Source organism: Undibacterium sp. Jales W-56 (assembly GCF_025548535.1).
Lineage (GTDB): Bacteria > Pseudomonadota > Gammaproteobacteria > Burkholderiales > Burkholderiaceae_D > Undibacterium.
On record NZ_JAJLQW010000003.1, the window covers coordinates 397,150 to 417,905 of the forward strand.

Below are 20,756 nucleotides of genomic sequence, written 5' to 3' on the forward strand. Positions count from 1 at the left end.
AAGCTCATGGCCTCATGGCATTAGAGAGTATTAGCAAAAATAGCAGCGCCTGCACCAGGATACCGGTGCATTAAGACGCAGCTAGTCGTGTCAGGTAAATTCAGACCTGTCCAGGCGCAGTTAAGAAACATACGAGCCAGAAAAGGCATGCAACAGGTTTAGGCGAATTTATCCAAAAACGCAGACAGATGTTTGGCACGCTCCAGCGCTTCTTCTACGCTGCCGGCTTTTTCCGCATGCGTGACCATGGAACTGGTCAGCAAGGTGACGAAAGAACGGTCCAGGGCTTTGCGCGCTGCCGACATCTGCTGGGCGATGCCATCGCAATCGGCCGGTTCGGCGGCCTTGGCGATCAGTTTCTGGATGCCGCGCAACTGACCCTCTACCCGCGCCAGGCGGTGCAGCAAATCTTTCTTCTGTTGCTCGGTTAATGCGCTGCCTTGAACGATCTTGAGTGGGGGAGTATCTGCCATGCTGGTGCTCCTGCGGTTAGTTGATATGGGGAAAAATTTGATTTAAATCATACTCTACTGAGTATCGTACCGCATTTAAAAGCGGGGCGGCAAAAAATCCCGTCAAATTACTAAGCCGTCTGGTGCACTGACGACGGCAGCAGCGGAATGGACACACTGAGTTTCAAGCCCGATCCCCGGGCAGCAGCATCCAGCTGCAATTGCCCGCGGTGGAGTTCCACGATATCGCGCACGATACTCAGGCCCAGACCGGCACCGCCGGGATTCATCTGGCTAGACGAGGCGGCGCGGTGAAACGGTTCAAATACTTTATCACGCTCGCTGAGGGCGATTCCCGGCCCGCTGTCTTCAATTTCCAGCACTGCGCATCGCAATTGCGCTGTGCCCTCCATCCTCACTTGCATCGCAATCCGGCCATGTTCCGGCGTATACCGGATGGCATTGTCGAGCAGGTTGCTAATCATTTCATGCAGCAGCAATTCATGTCCAAGGATGACGACATCCTGATCCGCATCGAGCGACATATCGATCTGCTTTTTTACTGCGGGCAAGGCCAGTTCCACGCAGACCTGACGTGCCACTTGGTTCAAGGCGACCGGATCCATCGCCGCTTCTGCCGCGCCATACCCCGTGCGCGCCAGGCTCAACAGGCGGTTCGCCAGATGCACGGTGGCATCGGTAGTGTCGGCGATGCTTTGCACGATGTGCCGCATGGCGGCCGCGTCATTTTCACGCAGCGCCAGTTCCGCCTGGGTTTTCAGCACGGTCAGCGGGGTGCGCAGCTGGTGAGAGGCGTCGGCGATGAAGCGCTTTTGCCCGCTGATCAGGGTTTGCAAGCGTGCCATATAGCCGTTCATGGCATTGATCAGCGGGCGTATTTCTTTATGCACCAGATTTGCATCAAAGCCGGATAAATCGGTAGGCTCGCGGGTTTCTACTTGCTCTTTCAATTGCATCAGGGGATGCAGGACAAAGCGCACCGCGACCCAGACCATCAGCGCGACCGCCAACACCAGCGCCGCTTGCCGCAGCAAGGTGTCGATCAGTATGGTACGTGACAAACCGCGTCGCGCATCCAGGGTTTCGCCGACTTCGATTAAAGTGATGCCGCGCATCTGGTCGTCATATACGGGCTGCAATAATGCGGCGATACGAATCGGCTGCCCCTGATAATCGGCATGAAAAAAATGCACCAGCGCAGGATAAATATCTGAGCGCGGCACATTCTTCGGCAAGCCCGGCAAATCCTCGTAGCCCGAGACGAATTCGCCATTCACTCCAGTTACCTTGTAGTAGAGCCGCCCCAGCGTATCGGTTTCAAAGCTATCGAGCGCGACATACGGCACGTTGGCCACCACTTTGCCGTCGACGATAGCGACCCGCTCAGCCAGCGCCCGGGCCGAAGACAGCAGCGAGCGGTCATACGCAAGATCTGCCGCATCCAGTGCATTGCGGTAGACAGAAAACGCATTCAACGCGACCAGGATGACCAGCGGAATCAGCAGCCAGCGTAAAAACTGGCCGCGCAAACTGCCTACGGTATCGATCTTTCCTGAGAAGGGCCAGCGCATGAAAATGGATACTCCCGGTTCAGGATTGGTGGTGATCGGATTTATTTTTATAGGCTCTGATCTTCTGACCCAGACTGGAATCGCGCAAAGCCCGGCGCGTGCGCAGATACGCATGTTGCGCTTGCCTTAGCAGGGCGGGATTGCTGATCGCACCCTCGCATAAAGCCACCGTGCTGGTGGCAAAACGCGTCTTGTACGCTTGTTCGCCGCGCCCCAGGTCGATCAGGCTCAACCCTAATTCCTGTGCATGGCTGGCGCACTCTTTCAGCAAAATCAGGCCGGCCGAATACACCGCGTAATCCAGCCGGTACCAGGGGAACCAAAAATGCAGCACCTTACCGGCACGCATGCCAAAATGCGCGGCGATTAACTCATCGCCGACATGCAGGGTCGATAGCAAGCCGCCAAAATCCGCCGTATTATGCGCACGTATCTGCTCCAGCATCTGCCTGACCCAGGGAATTGCAAAGGTGTCGCGTGCCGCGCCGAGGGTGCGGATATATTGTGCCGATTTGCCTTGCAAAAGCTGCTCATAATCCTGATCGCTGACACTTTGCATCGTGAAACGTAATTCGCCGCGCTCGCGCGAAAGTTTTCTCTCCATCTGCCTGATGGTTTTCAACACGCCAGCCTGTTTGACCTTGTGCAGCGCAGCCAGCCTGCCGGCATACGCCTCAAAACCGCCATCCAGATCCAGCACCTGCGAACGGCTATGTTGCCAGGCATACGGGGCGAAGTCCTGGCGCGCTTGCGGCATATGGTCAAACCCCAGATAACGCACGCCCATCGCCCGCAGCAAAGGCTGAGACGGCAATTGCACCTCCGGCGCAGTCACCGGTCCCTGATAATCGGACAGGAACAAACCGACCGGACGCGCCTGCATCGAATCGACGCGATGGAACGGCAAGAATCCCACCACTTGTCCGGCATCTTCACACACCACCATCCGGGTGTCGTCCCGGAGGCGCGCAGCGATCTGGGTGAAAGTTGGATGATAGTAAGGGCTCTGATATTGCGCGGATGAGACTCGAAGCAGATTCCATCGAGCGATCAGCGAGGCATCGAGTTCTTTAGCGTGGATCAGGCTGTATTTCATTGATGTATTGTTGAGAGTAAAGGAAGCGGATATTCAACGCACCTCGAGCAGGTACCCGATTCCCCGCAAGGTGGTGATTGCCACGCTACCGGCGCTGACGGCTTCTAATTTTTTACGTAGGCGATGGATGTAAATTTCTATGGCATCCAGATTCGCCTCATCATCCAGGGCGAATACTTCATCGAATAATTTTTCTTTGGAGACCGCTTGCCCGCGGCGCGTGATCAGGGCTTCCAGTACCGCATGCTCTCGCGGGGTCAGCGACAGCGCGGCTGCATCATACGAGAATAAGCGGGTGACGGTATCAAAACTCAATGCGCCGCAGCTCAGGGTGACAGCTTCATTCCCCTGCGAGCGGCGCAGCAAGGCTTTGACGCGGGCTTCCAGCTCTTCAAGTTCAAACGGTTTTGCCAGATAGTCGTCGGCCCCCAGGTTAAGTCCCTGCACCCGCTCATGCAAACCGCCGCGCGCCGTGAGTATCAGGACCGGCGCCTTGCTGCCGCGCGCGCGCATGCGCTTGAGCACGTCCAGTCCATCCATTTTGGGCAAGGTCAGATCGAGTATCACCAGCGCATATTCCTGGGTGTGCAGCAAGGCATCCGCATCGGCGCCGTTCATCGCGCATTCGACAGTCAGATGCGCATCGCGTAGCGCTTTGGAAAGCCAGCGGGACAGTTCTACGTGATCTTCGACGAGCAGGATGCGCATGTTGAATGGTCGTAAATGGGTGTAAGGGAGTAGCGTGCGTCTTTTTTATGATACAGAACTTCGGCAGCCTAGGTTCCACTGAAATTGATCGCCGTTACGCTTTGTTCATTAGAACTTCCGCAAAATGACAAGCTGCTTAGCAAAATTCAGATTGAACCCGTAAGCTGGATGCGGTTTTCCGAGGCGTTTCGTGCCAGCGGGCGCACCCAGCTTGCGGGTTCATTTGAGGGAACTTCTAAAAACCCTTTAATCGAGATGCAACGCTAGGCGCAAAACGCAGTAATACGTCGGTATTGCGAGGCTTTGTAACGACGCGATGCGCTCGAGTAGGGGGTTTTTAGAAGTTACCTTTAATACAGATCAAACGCCATGAAGCCTTTCCTCTCTTGCCTTTCCTCTGTGTCTCCGTGGTGAGCGGTTTTGGTTTTTGCGTCGGTCCTATGCATGTTGCATTGCACGCCATTGCAATAGATACGCTGCTGAAAGCTTACTGAAAGACTGGAACGCGTACACTTTGTTCCAAGCTTTAAAATTGTATTTACCTTGATCCAACCTGCGTCTCCCAACATGCGTCTATTAACGTCGACACCTGCACTAGCACTGACCGGCTGCCTGCTTGGCCTATGGGCGGCAGCAGCGCTTGCGAGTCCGCCGGCACTATGCATCGTCCCGGCGAAACCGGGCGGCGGCATGGACCAGACCTGCAAGCTCGCACAAAAAGCATTGGGCGCGCAGGCCTTGCAGATCAGCTATATGCCGGGCGGCGTCGGCGCAGTGGCATGGACCTCGATCATTACCCAGCGTAGCGCGGAGCCAAATACACTGGTCGCCTACTCCGGCGGTTCCCTGCTGAATCTGGCTGAGGGCAAGTTCGGCCAATCGACCAGCGGCAATGTGCGCTGGGTGGCTGGCATAGGCACGGATTACGGCATGATCGCAGTACGCAGCGATTCCCCTTACAAAAATCTGCGTGACTTGATGAGCGCCATCAAAGACAAGCCATCGCAAGTTCCGATCGGCACCGGTGGCACCATCGGCAGCCAGGACTGGCTAAAAATGGCGCAAATTGCCAGGCAGTCGAATGTGGATCCCAAGTCCCTGCGTCTGGTCGCGTTTGAAGGCGGCGGCGAATCCTTTACCGCCTTGCTGGCCGGATATGTGCAAGCCGTATCCGGTGATGCGTCTGAGGCCAGCCTGCATGCGATCGGCAACAAAATCCGCGTGCTGGCCGTGCTCTCCGATGCGCGCCTGCCCGGCGCGCTGGCAAATGTGCCGACTGCGCGCGAACAAGGCTATGACGTGACCTGGCCTATCATTCGCGGTGTGTACATGGGGCCGCAGGTCAGCGATGCCGATTACAAAAAATGGGTAGGCGTGTTCCAGCATGCGATGGCACAACCCGGCTTCGACGAAGAACGAAAATTACACGGCCTGTATCCGTTCGCGATGACCGGCCAGGATCTGACAAATTATATTGACAAGGCCGTCAATCATTATCGCCAGCAGGCCAAAGAATTTGGATTAGTACGTTGATAGGACTGACGCAAAAAATAAACGCAGAAACCAAGAGCGTCTTTGCGCTCGAATGATCTGCTTAAGCTTGCGTAAGTCTTAAAGATCAGTATTTTGTTTCATCGGTTTTTATAAAAAACAACATTGGAGAAGACAAATGATGTCAAAAAAATGGATAGTCACGAGCATCGCCAGCATCAGCCTGGGCATGGCAGGCTTGAGTTTTGCACAGATACCGGCGGGCTATCCTGCCGATTACAGCAAGATCATCGATGCCGCAAAAAAAGAAGGCAAAATCGTCATTTACAGCGCTACTGACACCAAGGCAGTGGAGCCGCTGCTCAAGGACTTCAAAAGCATCTATCCAGAGGTCCAGGTCGAGTACAACGATATGAACTCGACCGAGGTCTACAACCGTTTTATTTCCGAAATAGCGGCAGGCGGCAATAGCGCCGACGTGATGTGGTCATCCGCCATGGATTTGCAGACCAAGCTGGTTTCCGACGGTTACGGCTTGACCTATAAGTCGCCAGAAATCAACGGCATCCCTGCCTGGGCCGTCTGGAACGATGCTGCCTACGGCACCACCTTTGAACCGGCCGTGTTTGTGTACAACAAGCGCCTGGTCAGTGCCGACGAAGTGCCAAAAACCCATGCCGAATTTGCCAAACTGATTACGTCCAAACTCGACAAATTTAAAAACAAAGTCACGACTTACGACATCGAAAAATCCGGTGTCGGCTTCATGTTCATCACGCAGGACAGCCGTGAAAACAAGGATTTCTGGGAACTCGCCAAAGCCTTCGGCAGCGCCAGCGTCCGCGTGCAATCGTCCACAGGCACGATGCTGGAACGTATCTCTTCCGGCGAGAATCTGATTGGCTATAACGTCCTCGGTTCCTACGCTTTGGTGCGTGCCGCTAAAGACCCGTCGATCGGCGTGCAATTGCCCAAGGATTACACGCTGGTATTGTCGCGCGTCATGTTCATCAGCAAAACCTCCAGGCATGCGAACGCCGCCAAACTCTGGCTCGATTACGTCCTGTCGAAGCGTGGCCAGACGTTGATCGCGAATGAATCGAAACTATATGCGATCCGCGCCGATGTCAAAGGCGAAACCACCTCATCCGATCTGGCGAAACAAATTGGGGTCGGCCTGAAACCGCTGCCGGTCAATCCTATGCTGCTGCAATATCTGGATCAGGCCAAACGACTGGCTTTCCTGAAGCAATGGAAAGAAACTGCAGGCAAAAAATAATCCTGTTTCATCCTCACAGCGGCGCTGATCTGTCCGCTTGTCATAGATCAGCGCCACTGTGCATCTCTACCGTATTTCTCCTCACCGGCCAGCCTGCTCAAAGTGACATTCTCGCCTTTGAGCATGGCGTATCCGGTGCCGGTGTGATGCGCAGGATACCTGTCATCCATAAGGTAATTTATGCAAACCCTGTCCCTCCCCCGCCACGGTAAGTGGTCGCAATTTAACTGGCCACGCGGCGTGGTAGTCGTGCTGACTTTGCTGGCAATTTTTACGCCATTGTCTTTGATCTTGTTTCAGAGTTTTTTATCGGCGCCTTTCTTCGCGCCGGTCAAAACCCTGGGACTCGATTCGTATCGTTTTATTTTCGATGATCCCGATTTCCGCGATGCATTCTGGAACGGCCTGATCCTGGCGACGGGCCTGGCTGCGATCGCGGTACCGCTGGGCGGCTTGCTGGCTTTTCTGATGATACGTACCGATTTGCCGGGTCGCGGCTGGATCGAGCCTTTGCTGCTGGTACCGATTTTTGTGTCGCCGATGGTGATGGCGTTTGGCTATGTGGTATCGATGGGTCCGGTGGGATTTTATACCCTGTGGATCAGGCAATTGACCGGCACCGAACCCTGGAATATCTATTCGTTTATCAGCATCGTCATCATCGCGGGGCTGACCCATGTGCCGCATGTATATTTGTATTCGTCGGCAGCGCTGAAGAGCCTGGGCTCGGATGTCGAAGAAGCGGCGCGGGTTGCCGGTGCCTCGCCGTTTCAGGTCGCCTTGCATGTGTCCTTGCCGATGATCATGCCGGCGCTGGCGTTCGCTGCCGTACTGGTATTTTTCCTTGGTTTTGAAGTGTTCGGCCTGGTGCTGGTGCTCGGCGATCCTGAAGGCCATCTGGTGCTGGCCACTTACCTGTATAAACTGACCAACAAGCTCGGCACGCCGTCGTATCACCTGATGGCCGCCGCCGCAGTCTGCCTGGTTGCGGTCACCATGCCGCTGGTCATGGTGCAGCGCTGGATGTTGAAGTCAGCGAACAAATATGTGTCGATTAAGGGCAAAGGTTCGCGTCAAAAACCCTTGCCTCTGGGTAAATGGAAGTGGCTGGCATTTGCGGTATTGGCAGCATGGCTGATCTTCACCGTGGTGATTCCTTTATCCGGCATCGTGTTGCGGGCATTCGTGTCGTATTGGGGCGAAGGAGTCAAACTTGCCGACGTGATTACGCTCCAGCATTTCCGCGATATTCTAGAACAGCCGTCACTGATGCGCGGCATCCTGAACACGGTATTGATCGGCATCATCGGCGGTGCTCTGGCGGTGATTTGCTACGCGGCGATTGCTCTGGCGATGCACCGCAAACCCGATGGCGTTACCCGCCTGCTCGATTACAGCGTGCTGGTTCCGCGGGCGATTCCCGGCTTGCTGGCCGGCCTGTCCTTCCTCTGGGTATTTTTATTTGTACCGTCGTGGCTGGAAGGCGGTTTGCAGCATGTCGACAATGCTGTCGCTACCTGGCTGATTGAAAACCTGATTCCGCAATTACGTGCCGTGCGCTCGACCATCTTTTCGGTCTGGCTGGCTTACTCCGTGGTCTGGCTGGCATATGGTCTGCGCCTGATCTCCACGGCCTTGCTGCAAGTTGGTCCTGAGCTGGAAGAAGCGGCGCGTGCGGTCGGCGCGAATCGCGGTCAGGTCACCCGCGACGTTACGCTGCCGCTGGTCAAGTTCGGCCTGCTGGGCGCATGGCTGATGGTGTTTTTGATTTTTGAACGGGAATATTCGACCGGTGTGTATTTGCTCTCGCCGGGGACCGAGGTGATCGGTGCCCTGATCGTGTCACTGTGGGCCGGCGGTTCGGTTGATCTGGTGGCGGCTTTGTCGTTCATCAATATTGCGCTGGTGGCGCTCGGTCTGGGTCTGGCGCTGCGCTTTGGCGTGAAGCTAAGTCACTGATCCCGACAACCGATAGTAAAAATTATTTAGAAAAATACTGAGATTACTGAGAGAACACTATGTCCGAATTAAGCGTAAAAGAATTAACCCTGGAATACGGCTCAGGCGCGACTGCGAACCCGATTCTCAAGGGTGTATCGATGGAATTGAAGCGCGGTGAAGTCGTGGCACTGCTGGGTCCGTCAGGCAGCGGAAAAACGACTTTGCTGCGCGCCGTGGCCGGCTTGGAATCGCCAAAAACCGGCACTATCCATATCGGCGACCGCAATGTATTTGACGGCAGTAAAAATTGGGAAATGCCGGCCGAGCAGCGCAATCTGGGACTGGTCTTTCAATCGTATGCGCTGTGGCCGCACAAGACCGTGACCGACAACGTTGGCTACGGACTGAAACTGCGCAAAATGAATGCCGGCGATATCGCCGCCAAGGTCAAGGATGTGCTGTCGCAGCTCGGTCTGGGTCATCTCGGCGAACGCTTTCCGCATCAATTGTCCGGCGGCCAGCAGCAACGCGTCGCGATTGCCCGTGCACTGGTATACAACCCGCCGGTGATTTTGCTCGATGAACCGCTGTCGAATCTGGATGCCAAACTGCGCGAAGAAGCGCGTGCTTTTTTACGCGAACTGATCGTACGCCTGAACCTGTCGGCACTGATGGTCACGCATGACCAAGGCGAAGCGATGGCGATCTCCGACCGCATCCTGTTGCTCAACAACGGCGTGATCGAGCAGCAAGGCACCCCGCAAAGCATGTACGAAACGCCGGACACCTTGTTTACGGCCGAATTCATGGGCAGCAACAACAAGCTGCGCGGCAAGATCCTCAGCCGCGACGGCAAATTCGTCACGCTGGATGTGAACGGCAGCAGACTCAAAGCCAGCCTGCGCGGCAAGAACGTCGGCGACGCGGCAACAGCGATCATCCGTCTGGAAAAAGTACGTCTGTCGACTACCCAGACCGACAATGCGATCAAGCTGCCGCTGACCACCTGCATGTATCTCGGCGATCGCTGGGAGTGCCTGTTCGGTCACGCTGGCAGCGAAGGTAGTTTGCGGGCGTATTCGCCGTATAAGCTGGAACAGGGTGAGTATTGGTTGCAGTTGGATGCGGATAAGTTGTGGGTGTATTGAGTTTTTGCTTCACCTCAATAATCTGAACCCTCAGGCTGACCAAAGCACTGCAAACGTTGCTGGTTTTGAAGTTGCTGTTGACCTTAATCCGCTGTGGCGCTGCCGTTTGTGCAGAGCAGAAAATGGAAAAAGAAGTGTCCATGTCTGAGCGTAGCGAGTTGTGGACACTTCCCATTTTTTGACCTGCATAAACGGGAACCCCGCAGGGGCAGCGACTGTGCGGTCGCCTTCTTTTGCTTACTTTTCTTGGCGAAGCAAGAAAAGTGAGTAGCCGCCGGTCTACCACCGGCCGGCAATCTCAAAAACGTACTACGTTGTTTAAAGATCTGCACGTAATGCTACTAGCCTTCAGCAAAACCCTACTCCTGGGCCTTACCGCCGCCCTGATCTGCGTCTGGTTAACCACACCTTTACCGTGGATGATAGGTCCGCTGCTGGCCACCGCGATGGCCCGCATGGCTGGTGCAGATTTGCGCAGCCCGCAACAAGCGCGCGAGGCCGGGCAGTGGGTGATCGGTACTGCGCTCGGCCTGTATTTCACGCCAGCGGTGATGCATATCGTTGCTTCATTTGCACCGTCTATTTTGCTCGCCGTTTTGGCGGCAATCATGACTGGGGCGCTGTCCGGCTGGCTGCTGCACCGGCTCAGCGGCGTCGACCCTTGCACCTGCTTTTTTGCGATGGCCGTGGGCGGCGCATCGGAGATGGCGAATCAGGGCGAACGCCACGGCGCCCTGGTGGACAAAGTCGCTGCGGCGCACAGCCTGCGGATCATGCTGGTGGTGCTGGTGATTCCGTTTGGCTTGCGCTTATGGGATGTGCACGGGCAAGATCCGTATGTGCAGGGCGCCAAAACGGTGATGCTCGGTGGTCTGCTGATACTGACCGCTGCGACGGTCTGCGCTGCTTTACTGATGCGCAGACTCGATGTGCCGAATGCCTGGGTGATCGGCCCTTTGCTGGTCGCGACCGGATTCACTTATGCAGAGATCAATCTGTCCACTCTGCCGCAAGCCGTCATCAATACGGGACAGCTATTGATCGGCGTTTCGCTCGGCAACCGCTTCAGTCCCGGCTTTTTAAAAACGGCCCCGCGTTATCTTGCCAGCGTCGCTGCATGCAGCGTTCTGGCCATAGTGCTGGCGGCGACCAGCGGCATGGCATTGGCCGCCTGGTCGGGCATGCATACAGCGACGGCGATCCTGGCGACCGCACCCGGTGGCATTGCTGAAATGTCACTGACGGCTAAAACCTTACAGCTGGGTGTGCCGATTGTGACGGCCTTTCATGTCACGCGGATGGTGGTTCTGGTATTAGGCATAGGTCCCTTGTTTGTATTGGCGCAACGCTGGGCCAGCTTCCGCTCCGGCAGACGCCGGTGAAATGCCGAAATCTGGTCGTTTGAGCTGACTATGTCGCATAATGAGTAGGCATTCGTATCGCATACAGCCAGCTCATTTCATGATAAAAACCTCAGATTTTCAACAGACGGCTCACCAAAAACGCCATGTGTTCATGGCGCGTTTTTTGTTATTGGTTGTCAGCTATTTTGTCGCAGGACGGCTTGGCTTGCTGATTCACTATGTCAATCCGAATATCAGCCTGTTGTGGTTACCGGCGGGTATCGCTGTCGCCGGCCTGATCCGTTATGGCAACCGGATGTTGTTCGCGATCTATCTCGCTTCTGTCTGCCTGGAACTCAGCGCAGGTTACAGTAGCGCCGTCGCACTCAGCCTGTCGATAGGGAATACCCTGGGCCCCTTGCTGTGCGCGCTGATCTTGCATCATTTGAAATTCAACCGCCAATTTGTACGTCGCAAGGACGCGGTCTGGTTCACGCTCGCTGCCATGACCGGCATGATGATTTCCGCAACCGGCGGCAGTCTTACGCTCTGGCTGCACGGTTTAGTTGAGGACATACCAAGCATATGGCTGACCTGGTGGACCGGCGATGTGGTCGGTACTTTGCTGATTGCGCCCTTATTGCTTTCCGTATCCATGCACTCAATCGCCTTATTGCACGAGCGCGGCAAAGAAGCGCTGGCGTTCATCCTCATTCTATGCGCGATCAACTGGTCTATCTTTTTGATGCCTTACCATCAGTTGCAGCTAACCTTTGTCCCGGTTGCCGCGATTGTCTGGCCGGCGCTGCGCTTCGGCGTGACTGGCGCCTCGCTGGCCGCGCTGGCATCGGCTACGTTTGCGGCCTGGGCCACCTCGACCGGTCGCGGCCCTTTTACCCAGGCTGAACTGCAGGGTAATCTGCTGATCTTGTGGATATACATGATCACCATGGTCGTGGTGGCATTGTTGATCACCTCCTTGCAAGCCGAAAGCGCCAGAGCCACGCACAAGGTCAAGGAAGCGTTTGACCGCATCAACAAAGTCGCTTCCCGCTTGCCCGGTCTGGTCATGCAATACCGGATCCGGCCCGATCGCAGTGCCTGTATTCCGTATGCCACGGATGCGATCATGACTATCTTTGAAGTCACACAGGAACAAGTCGCGCAGGATGCCTTGTTCCTGTTTGAGCGCATCGACCAGCGCGATATGGAGAGCGGTACGAATGCCATCCGTGAGGCTACCAGGACGCAATCTGCATGGCAGAGCGAATTCCGTTTTCATCGTCTGGATGGGTCGATCCGCTGGTTGTATATCGACGGCTTACCGGAACCGGAACCCGACGGCGCGGTGCTGTGGCATTGCTTTGTGACCGACATCACCGAACGCAAACAGGCCGAAAAAGACTTGCGCATCGCGGCTTTTACCTTTGAATCACAAGAAGGTATTTTCGTGACCGATGCCGACTGGACCATCCTGCGCGTCAATCATGCCTTCACCCATATCACGGGTTACGATAGCAATGAATTAATCGACCAGATCCTGACCCACTACCATACCAGGCAACAGGATGATGCTTTCTATGACAGCATCGAGCGCTCACTGGCGCAAGATCATTTCTGGCAAGGCGAGCTGTGGAATAAACGCAAGAATGGCGAAATCTATCCGCAAATGATCACGCTCACTGCAATTACCGATAGCCGTGGCGACGTCAGCAATTACATCGGCTCTTTTACCGACATCAGCCGCCACAAAAACTACGAAGCCGAAATCCGGAATCTGGCTTTTTACGATCCGCTGACGCAATTACCGAACCGGCGTCTGCTGATGGACCGGCTGCAGCATCTGATCTCACGCAGCAACCGTAGCGACACGCATAATGCGATTCTGTTTATCGATCTGGATAATTTTAAAACCCTGAATGACACGCGCGGTCACGATGCCGGCGACATCCTGCTGGTTGAAACTGCCAGTCGCCTGCAAACCTGCATGCGCGAGAGCGACACGGTGGCGCGCCTGGGCGGCGATGAGTTTGTGGTGGTGCTGGAAGAACTCAGCAGTGTACGCGATGAGGCGATCCAGCAAACGGATCGCATTGCCGAAAAAATTCGCCAGTTGCTGAACCAGCCCTATCGGATCATGGACTTTGAACATCATGGCTCCAGCAGTATCGGGGTCTGCCTGTTCCAGGGCAACGACATCACCGTCAAAGACCTGTTCAAGCGCGCCGATACCGCCATGTACGAAGCGAAAACTTCCGGACGCAATGCAGTGCGCTTCTTCGATCCGGCGATGCAGGCGGTGCTGGTGGTGCGCATGATGCTGGAATCGAATCTGCGTCTGGCCCTGAGCAATAATCAATTTCAATTGTATTACCAGGTGCAGGTGAATGCGGATGACAAGCTGATCGGTGCCGAAGCGCTGCTGCGCTGGATCCATCCTGATCGCGGCTTCATCTCACCGGCCGACTTTATTCCCATGGCAGAAGAAACCGGCCTGATCATTCCGATTGGTCTATGGGTGCTGGAAACCGCCTGTGCCCAGTTAAAACAATGGGAAGAAAATGCGGATACGCGCGACCTGAGCCTGGCAGTCAACGTCAGCGCGAAACAATTCAAGCAGGTCGATTTTGTAGAATCCTTTAGTGAAATCGTGCAAAGGCACGGCATCGATCCCACCCGCCTGAAAATCGAACTGACCGAAAGTACCGTGCTCGATAACGTCGATGCCACCACCGAAAAAATGCACCAGCTTAAAAAGCTCGGCATCTCGTTTTCTATGGATGACTTTGGTACCGGCTATTCGTCGCTCGCTTATCTGCAGCGCTTACCGCTGAATCAGCTCAAGATCGATCAGTCGTTTGTACGCGATTTAAACGATGATGAAAATGACGCGACGATCGTGCGCGCCATCATCTCGCTCGCCACCAATTTAGGATTGAGCGTGATTGCCGAAGGCGTAGAAACCCAGGCCCAGCGCAGCTTCCTGATCGAGCACAATTGCTATGCCTTCCAGGGTTACCTGTTCTCCAAACCGGTGCCGATGGAAGGTTTTCTGAAACTGCTGAATCGCCCGGACAACATGGAATAGAGAGGACGGCATCTTGGTGAGTCTGACCAACTGGATCAAGAAGTTATTTGGCAAAGAGGCGCCCGCCGCCTCCACCAAAGTCCCGCGCGCCGTCAATCCGCCTGTGCCTGAAGCAGCGCCGGTATCTGAACAAGACTGGCAGGCGCTGTATCTGCGCTGGCTGCTGTTTGACTTACCTGTCGCCTCCGGCATCCGTGGCCCGTCGGCCAACCTCAGTGTGCTAAAAATACGCTTTCAGCAAGAAGAATTGCTGGAACACCTGCAGGAGCTGGGGCGTAGTAAATTTGCCGGCCAGGATTTGATCCCGCGGGTTCCCGCCGTATTGCCGGAACTGTTTAAAAGTCTGCGCGACGAAAATACCTCCGGCAAATATCTGGCCGATACCATCGCCAAAGACATCATGCTGGTTGCCGAAGTCCTGCAAGAGGTCAACAGCTCCTACTACAATCCGGCCAGCAAAATCAATAATCTGGAAAGCGCCGTCATGCTGCTGGGTCAGAACGGCCTGCGCATGTTGTTAGCCAAGGTCTCATTCCGCCCCGTCATTCAGGTGCAGACCGGAACGCTGACCAAACTGTTGGCACCGGTGATCTGGGAACAATCCGAACTGTGCGCGAACGCCGCCCGCCTGTTTGCGATAGAACACGGCCAGGATCCTTTTCCGGCTTTTCTGGCGGGGCTATTGCAAAACGTCGGCCTGATCGTCGCACTGCGCGTCGCCGACCGCTCGGGTCGCCAGCAAACGCTGCCGAACGATGCGCAATTCCACCACAGGCTGCTAAACCAAGCACACAGCTTGTCCGGCATGATAGGGCAATACTGGGGGTTTCCAGAATCCGTCATCGCCGCGATTAGCGATCAGCACACAGACTCCGGTGAGCAACAACGCAACGGTCTTGGGCCAGTGTTACGCGATGCCGACCAACTCAGCCAGATCTGCCTGCTGCAAAAATCCGGCCTCCTGAAAGACGATGATGCACGGGTCAACGACAGTTTATCGGTCAGTGCCAGGCGTTGTTTGCGGGCTTTGAAAAAACGCAGTGCTGCCTATGCGCCCATTGATTTTTAATCGATATGCAACAAGCACAGATCAATCTGGCCATCCTTCATCGGCGGGCACCAGAAATAACTGCCGCTTACCGGATGGCTGAATTTAAACAAGGCATCGACGATGCCGTCCTCGGCACCGGACATGCGGCGCAGTTGCGCTTCAAACGCGTAGAACGAATTGCCGAATGAGACAAAGTGCAAACCCGCTTTGCCTTGTTCTGTCCATGGCATGGAACGGCGCAGCGAAAAGGCTTCGGGCGTGAAATCTTCTTGCGCTGTGCGTTTGACGTGGGCGGATTCCGGTGCGTCTTCGAGTTCTTCATTATCGCTTTTGCGGCGACCGATCGCGTTGTCCTGATCGGTACTGGACATGGCGTCAAATTTTTCGAACTGATGCCGCCATTGCTGCACTGCGACCATGCTGCTGCCGTCTAATCCCGGGCCTTGCGCCTGCACGATGGCGGCGGCGAAGGCGGCTTCATCTTGCGGATTTTCCGTGCCGTCTTCATAGCCGGTCAGGTCGCGCCCGGTATCGTATTTGAAGGCGTCTAGCTGATGCTGCAATTCGAAGGCCTCTTGCAATGCCGTCTGGATCTGCTGTGCATGATGGACCAGGGCACCGCGCTCATCGGCGCGCAACCAGCACCAGAGATCCGCCGGTGTGGCTGGCAGTCGGACCCGACTGTCGGCGATGCCGTCGAAGTTGCGTAGACCATTGACCTGGGCACCGAGTTTGCTGGCCAGATTGGCGCCGATGCCGAGGACGATTTTTTCGCCGTCCACGAGTTTTGCCAGTGCAGTTAATGCACTGCGTAAAGCCGGCGCATCAGTATTCGCTTTCGCATTGAAGGTCAGGTAAGACGCATGCGCCGGTAGTGTTTGCAGTATGCCTGTTTGCATCGTTTCATTCCGTAAAATAGCCGGTGGGCGCCGGTAGCAGATGTCCCATTCGGTCTCATGGCTATAGATAAAACCGTGTTTGCGATAAAACCGATTGGCCCGGCTGGCGCGCAGGGCACCGACGTGCAATATCGCGCCTTGCTGATCGGTTTCTTTGAAAATTTGCTGTAGTACCTGACTGCCAAAACCTTGCCCGTGGAAAGCCGGATCAAGGTACAGATGATCGAGCAAGATACCGCCTTCGCAGGGTTTCAGTGCGACAAAACCGATGCGTCGTCCACCGCACATGATATGCCGTGTTACAGCGGGATCGTAGCTTGCCCGCAGCCGCTCGCGGGCGCGTTGCGGGTCAAAGCGGCCCAGACGTTCCAGACTCGGTTGCATCGCGCGGATGCGCAAGGCGAGCAATTCTTCGAAGTCGTTTGCGCTGGCGGCAATCAATTCCAACATGCTGCGTCACTCTTTTGGCCAGGCGGCATTGACGATGTCTTCGATGTTATCGGTATTGCCGATTTTTTTGATTGCCTGATCCCAGGCTTTGGGGGTGGGCTTGTTACGGATGGTCTGTTGCGGCGCTACTCTGTTGAAGTTGAGGTCATACCATTTCGGCGACTCCAGCGTCATCTTGATGGCAAACACCACGGTGCCGGTGCCGCGTGCAATCGAAAACGCCTGGATTTTTTTGGCGGCGTCGATCACTTCCTGTTCGACATAGTCGCTGACTGCCGGATCCATATCCAGCCAGGCGGCCGTTTTGCCGTCGTCGCGTACCGCCATGACCAGATAACCGCTGCTGGTTTCGACCTGGGCTTTTTTCAATGCCTTCCAGACCCAGGCCTGTACTTTATTCGAGTAACGGGCCATTTCATCGGGCTTGATTTGCTTAGCTTGCAGCGCCTGTTCCGATTGAAAAAAATACAGTTGACCGAAACGAACTTCGGCCGCCTGCACCAGCGCAGCGCAGGTTAGCAATAGCGAGGCGAGCAGTAGTTTCATGGCGATTGAAATGAGCGTCAGTAGTTTGTTTCAGCCGGATCAGACCGGGTTGCTGACGAACACACCGGCCGTGCGATTCTTTTGCACATTATTCCAGTTGAACACCTGGCCGTTCATGGCAACGTACACGCCGGCGGGCAACAACTGGGCAACGCCGCAAGCGAAACCGAGATTGAACAAAGCGTCGGAATTCGCGATCTCGTAGGGGATCATCGCACCGGTGAAGACGATCGCCTTGTCCAGCCCGGCCGCACCCAGTACCTCGGCGGTTTCGCGCATGGTGTCGGTGCCGTGAATGATCACGATGGCGCGCTCGGCGGCTTGCTGGCAGGACGCCAGAATACGCTGGCGATCCGCGTCCAGCATGTCGAGCGAATCCATCAAATACTCGGCTTCCAAAGCCACGGGCACGGTGATGCGGGCGCGCTTCAGCACTTCGGGCAAATGGCTTTCGGCAAAGCCGAGTTTGCCCGCCAGTTCATCGTAATGTTTATCGAAAGTGCCGCCGGTGGCGATGATGCGTAGTGTCATGATGGAATAAAAAAAAGTGTGGTCAACGATGGTGCCAATCAAGCGACGATCAGCGTACGATATCTGTATTGTAGCCGTGAACTTTATTATCGGCGACTTGGATTTGGATTAGACTAAGCGCTTGATATCGTTATGACCGTTTAATTTTCATCCTTTGCAGCCTCATGAAACCGATCGCTCCCGGCACCGTTATCTTTCACCGTCATCGCGGCTATGGCGTCTTGACCGCCGTTAATCTGCTGACGGGCTGGGTGGCTGCGCGTTTTGGCAATGAATCGCGCACGCTGGATCTGAATTTATCGACCGATGAGATTCAGCATGCCGATGGCGAGGCGATCCTGTTCCGCCGCCAGCCGCCGGAACGCATGCCGCATGCGCGCCTGATGGCGATGGTGCGCGAATTGCATAGCGCCGGTTATCAAAAACTGTATCTGTATAGCTGGCCCAAACCGTCGGGCCTGCACTGGCGCTGGCAATTGTTCAGCGGACCGCGGCACTGGATGCAAAGACCGTGGCGCGAAGGCTGGTATGGCTCGGGGGCCGATTACAATTTCAATCCGGTGATGGGTTGGGGCGATGCGCCGGGTGCCAGTACGGCTGAGCTGATCGCGGCGCTGGCGAAATTCGACCCGGCCGGTCTGGCGCAAGCCCTGGGACATGACGAAGATCATACGCAATGGTTCGCCCAGGTCTGCGATGCCTTGCTGCCGCATTATGCCTACAGCCTGGGGGCCGATACGCCGGATGCGCCGTTGCCCGCCAGCTTACCGGTCTTTGCCGTGCGCCTGCGTACGCCGGCTTATGCAGGCCAGCCATTGGCGTGGCCGCCGGGATGGGAGCGCATCTGGGGACCGGCTGCCTGGTCCGCTCAACTGTCCCGCTATCCGGTGGTGCGGCATGACGTGCTGCCTGCGGGACTGAATCTGTCTTTATCGCCTTAAACAGATACTCCCCCGATTTTTTATACAAACAGGCTTGATTCCGGCTATTTTAATGCGGTGATTAAAATATACTTAGGTAGGGTATATTAAAATTATGAAGAAAACCTTGAAGAATCATTGTTACGCCTGTTTGCTGGCAACAAGCCTGTGCCTGAGCGCCACGCTGCAGGTTCATGCCCAAAGCGTGGAAAGCCCTGCCGAAAACTGGCCACCGGTCAAAGCGATCCAGCGCCAGCCTGCGATTGAACAAATCGTCAAGGAAATTTCTGCGGCGCGTATCGAAACCTACATCAACAAGCTGGTCAGCTTCGACACCCGTCATACCATGTCGGATACCGCCTCCGAAACCCGCGGCATCGGTGCCGCAAGACGCTGGATCAAAGCCGAACTGGAGCGTTGCGGTACGGTGCAAGGGGTCGCCAGACTCGCCGTCCGGTTTGACAGTTACACCGAACCCGTGAGCCGCCGCCTGACCCGGCCTACCGAGATCGTGAATGTGGTCGCCGAGCTGAAAAGTGCCGTGCCCAGTGAGCGTTATTACGTGGTCAGCGGTCATTACGATTCGCGCGCAAGCGATGTGATGGATGCGACGTCGTCCGCCCCCGGTGCCAATGACGATGCCTCCGGCACCGCTGCCGTGATGGAAATGGCCTGCGTGATGGCGCAGGCGCAATACCCGCTCAATGCAAACCTGATTTTTATGGCGGTCGCGGGCGAAGAGCAGGGTTTGTTTGGCGCGGCGCATTTCGCCAGGACAGCGCGTGCCAACAAGATGCATATCGCCGGCATGTTCACCAACGACATCATCGGCAGTTCACGCGCTGATGACGGTCATATCGATAACACGCAAGTGCGCTTGTTCGCCGAAGGCATACCTGCCCTGGCCGAGATGCCGGAAGCCTTGCGCACCCTGATCAGCACCGGCGGCGAGAACGATTCCCCGTCGCGACAACTGGCGCGCTATGTTAAACAGGTTGGCGAAGCCTATGTGCCGAACTTCAAGGTCACCATCGTCAACCGGCGCGACCGTTACCTGCGCGGCGGCGACCATATCCCGTTTCTGGAGCAAGGCTATGCGGCTTTACGCTTCACTGAACCGAATGAAGATTTCAATCACCAGCACCAGAATGTGCGCACGGAAAACGATGTGAAGCTCGGCGATTTGCCGGAATTTGTAGATGTCAATTACACCGCCCAGGTGGCGCGGATTAACGCCGCAGCGCTGGCCTCGCTGGCAAGCGCCCCTGCCGCGCCAGCGCAAGTCAAAATACAGACCGCCCAACTCGAAAACAGCACCAGCCTGGTCTGGCAGGCGAATGCCGAAGCCAATCTGGCGGGTTACCGCATCGTCTGGCGCGATACCACGGCGGCGACCTGGCAACACAGCCTGGAGGTCGGCAATGTCACAAGCTACACGGTAAAAAATGTCTCCAAGGACAATGTCTTTTTTGCGCTGCAAGCCGTGGATAAAAACGGCAACGTCAGCGTCGCTACGTATCCGCTGCCCTTGCGCTGAATATGCCGATGGATAATGTGTGTAAAAATCTGGGCGTTGCGCATGCTTTATCAGATTTTGTCATCATCAGCGCTAATCTATTTACGTAAGATTGAAAAATGAGCATCAGCATTCGTCGCGCCAAAACAGGTGATTGCAATACTCTCACTGAACTCATGCATGCCTCTGCTGCATATCAAGGCTCTTATTCAGCAATCCTTGATGGCTACACTGTATCACCTGAGCAAATTACTTCTGACAATGTATATATCGCCGAAGAAGGCGAGACCGTCTTAGGCTTCTATTCTTTGGTCATTACTCCGAATCAAGCCGAACTCGATCTCATGTTTGTCCGCGACGAAGCGCAGGGGCGGGGTGTCGGTGCACATCTATTTGATCATATGAGAACATTAGCTACATCCTTTAAAGTTGGCGCGGTCAAAATCGTATCTCATCCTCCGGCAAAAAATTTCTACTTAGGCTTGGGCGCAAGGGTCATCGGTACTCAAGCTCCTTCTGCGAAGGTTGCCTGGCCTAGGTCTATTTTGTCACTCGAGTTGTAAAACCTACTGAATTTTTTCATACCAGGACTGGCTTAGTGCCGGCAATCGGCGCATGATCCGTCATAGCGCATTCGCAACACCGTCAATCACCTGATTTGCACGATGAGTACCGTTGGGCGTTTTAGAAACAAGCATCCGTTTT

Annotated in this window: 17 protein-coding genes; 10 read left to right on the forward strand and 7 right to left on the reverse strand. The window is 55.4% G+C overall.

What is annotated here, in order from left to right:
- Window positions 1-158: 158 nt before the first annotated feature.
- The 4 genes from LPB67_RS10945 to LPB67_RS10960 form a co-directional block, all read right to left on the reverse strand.
- Entirely contained in the window at window positions 159-473 is a 315-nt protein-coding gene (locus LPB67_RS10945) for a metal-sensitive transcriptional regulator (protein WP_262837212.1), read from the reverse strand.
- Window positions 474-583: 110 nt separating this feature from the next.
- Window positions 584-2,044 carry a sensor histidine kinase gene (locus LPB67_RS10950; RefSeq protein ID WP_262837213.1) on the reverse strand — a complete coding sequence of 487 codons (1,461 nt, stop codon included), beginning with the start codon at window positions 2,042-2,044 and terminating at the stop codon, window positions 584-586.
- Between the two features lie 19 nt (window positions 2,045-2,063).
- A complete protein-coding gene (locus tag LPB67_RS10955) occupies window positions 2,064-3,140 on the reverse strand; it encodes a GNAT family N-acetyltransferase (RefSeq protein WP_262837214.1) in 1,077 nt (358 codons plus the stop codon).
- A 33-nt stretch (window positions 3,141-3,173) separates the two neighbouring features.
- Window positions 3,174-3,848 carry a response regulator gene (locus LPB67_RS10960; protein ID WP_262837215.1) on the reverse strand — a complete coding sequence of 225 codons (675 nt, stop codon included), beginning with the start codon at window positions 3,846-3,848 and terminating at the stop codon, window positions 3,174-3,176.
- A 567-nt stretch (window positions 3,849-4,415) separates the two neighbouring features.
- Between LPB67_RS10960 and LPB67_RS10965 the strand changes: the two genes are divergently transcribed.
- The 7 genes from LPB67_RS10965 (at window position 4,416) to LPB67_RS10995 (ending at window position 15,207) form a co-directional block, all read left to right on the forward strand.
- Complete coding sequence (locus LPB67_RS10965; protein WP_262837216.1) at window positions 4,416-5,381, forward strand: Bug family tripartite tricarboxylate transporter substrate binding protein; 966 nt, start codon at window positions 4,416-4,418, stop codon at window positions 5,379-5,381.
- A 187-nt stretch (window positions 5,382-5,568) separates the two neighbouring features.
- Window positions 5,569-6,618, forward strand: coding sequence for an ABC transporter substrate-binding protein (locus LPB67_RS10970; protein WP_410482731.1), 1,050 nt, complete (start codon window positions 5,569-5,571; stop codon window positions 6,616-6,618).
- 180 nt (window positions 6,619-6,798) lie between these two features.
- Entirely contained in the window at window positions 6,799-8,577 is a 1,779-nt protein-coding gene (locus tag LPB67_RS10975; protein WP_262837218.1) for an ABC transporter permease, read from the forward strand.
- 59 nt (window positions 8,578-8,636) lie between these two features.
- Window positions 8,637-9,707 (forward strand): ABC transporter ATP-binding protein, encoded by a 1,071-nt coding sequence (locus tag LPB67_RS10980; protein ID WP_262837219.1) that lies wholly within the window; start codon window positions 8,637-8,639, stop codon window positions 9,705-9,707.
- Between the two features lie 335 nt (window positions 9,708-10,042).
- A complete protein-coding gene (locus LPB67_RS10985; protein ID WP_262837220.1) occupies window positions 10,043-11,089 on the forward strand; it encodes an AbrB family transcriptional regulator in 1,047 nt (348 codons plus the stop codon).
- 79 nt (window positions 11,090-11,168) lie between these two features.
- Complete coding sequence (locus LPB67_RS10990; RefSeq protein WP_262837221.1) at window positions 11,169-14,138, forward strand: EAL domain-containing protein; 2,970 nt, start codon at window positions 11,169-11,171, stop codon at window positions 14,136-14,138.
- A 16-nt stretch (window positions 14,139-14,154) separates the two neighbouring features.
- Window positions 14,155-15,207, forward strand: coding sequence for an HDOD domain-containing protein (locus tag LPB67_RS10995; RefSeq protein ID WP_262837428.1), 1,053 nt, complete (start codon window positions 14,155-14,157; stop codon window positions 15,205-15,207).
- Here the strand turns inward: LPB67_RS10995 and LPB67_RS11000 are convergent.
- The 3 genes from LPB67_RS11000 to LPB67_RS11010 are packed head-to-tail and all read right to left on the reverse strand — an operon-like array spanning window position 15,204 to window position 17,615.
- Window positions 15,204-16,538, reverse strand: coding sequence for a GNAT family N-acetyltransferase (locus LPB67_RS11000; protein ID WP_262837222.1), 1,335 nt, complete (start codon window positions 16,536-16,538; stop codon window positions 15,204-15,206). The two genes, LPB67_RS10995 and LPB67_RS11000, sit on opposite strands and share 4 nt — an antisense overlap.
- Window positions 16,539-16,544: 6 nt before the next feature.
- Window positions 16,545-17,084: a hypothetical protein gene (locus LPB67_RS11005; RefSeq protein WP_262837223.1), complete on the reverse strand. Its 540-nt coding sequence runs from the start codon at window positions 17,082-17,084 to the stop codon at window positions 16,545-16,547.
- Window positions 17,085-17,123: 39 nt separating this feature from the next.
- The gene (locus LPB67_RS11010; RefSeq protein ID WP_262837224.1) at window positions 17,124-17,615 is read right to left on the reverse strand and encodes an asparaginase; all 492 of its coding nucleotides are present in this window, start codon (window positions 17,613-17,615) and stop codon (window positions 17,124-17,126) included.
- Window positions 17,616-17,779: 164 nt separating this feature from the next.
- Between LPB67_RS11010 and LPB67_RS11015 the strand changes: the two genes are divergently transcribed.
- The 3 genes from LPB67_RS11015 to LPB67_RS11025 all read left to right on the forward strand — a co-directional run bounded on the left by LPB67_RS11015 (window position 17,780) and on the right by LPB67_RS11025 (window position 20,614).
- Window positions 17,780-18,556: an L-asparaginase gene (locus tag LPB67_RS11015; protein ID WP_262837225.1), complete on the forward strand. Its 777-nt coding sequence runs from the start codon at window positions 17,780-17,782 to the stop codon at window positions 18,554-18,556.
- Between the two features lie 94 nt (window positions 18,557-18,650).
- Window positions 18,651-20,072, forward strand: coding sequence for a M28 family metallopeptidase (locus LPB67_RS11020; protein WP_262837226.1), 1,422 nt, complete (start codon window positions 18,651-18,653; stop codon window positions 20,070-20,072).
- A 98-nt stretch (window positions 20,073-20,170) separates the two neighbouring features.
- Window positions 20,171-20,614, forward strand: coding sequence for a GNAT family N-acetyltransferase (locus LPB67_RS11025; RefSeq protein ID WP_262837227.1), 444 nt, complete (start codon window positions 20,171-20,173; stop codon window positions 20,612-20,614).
- Window positions 20,615-20,756: the final 142 nt, after the last annotated feature.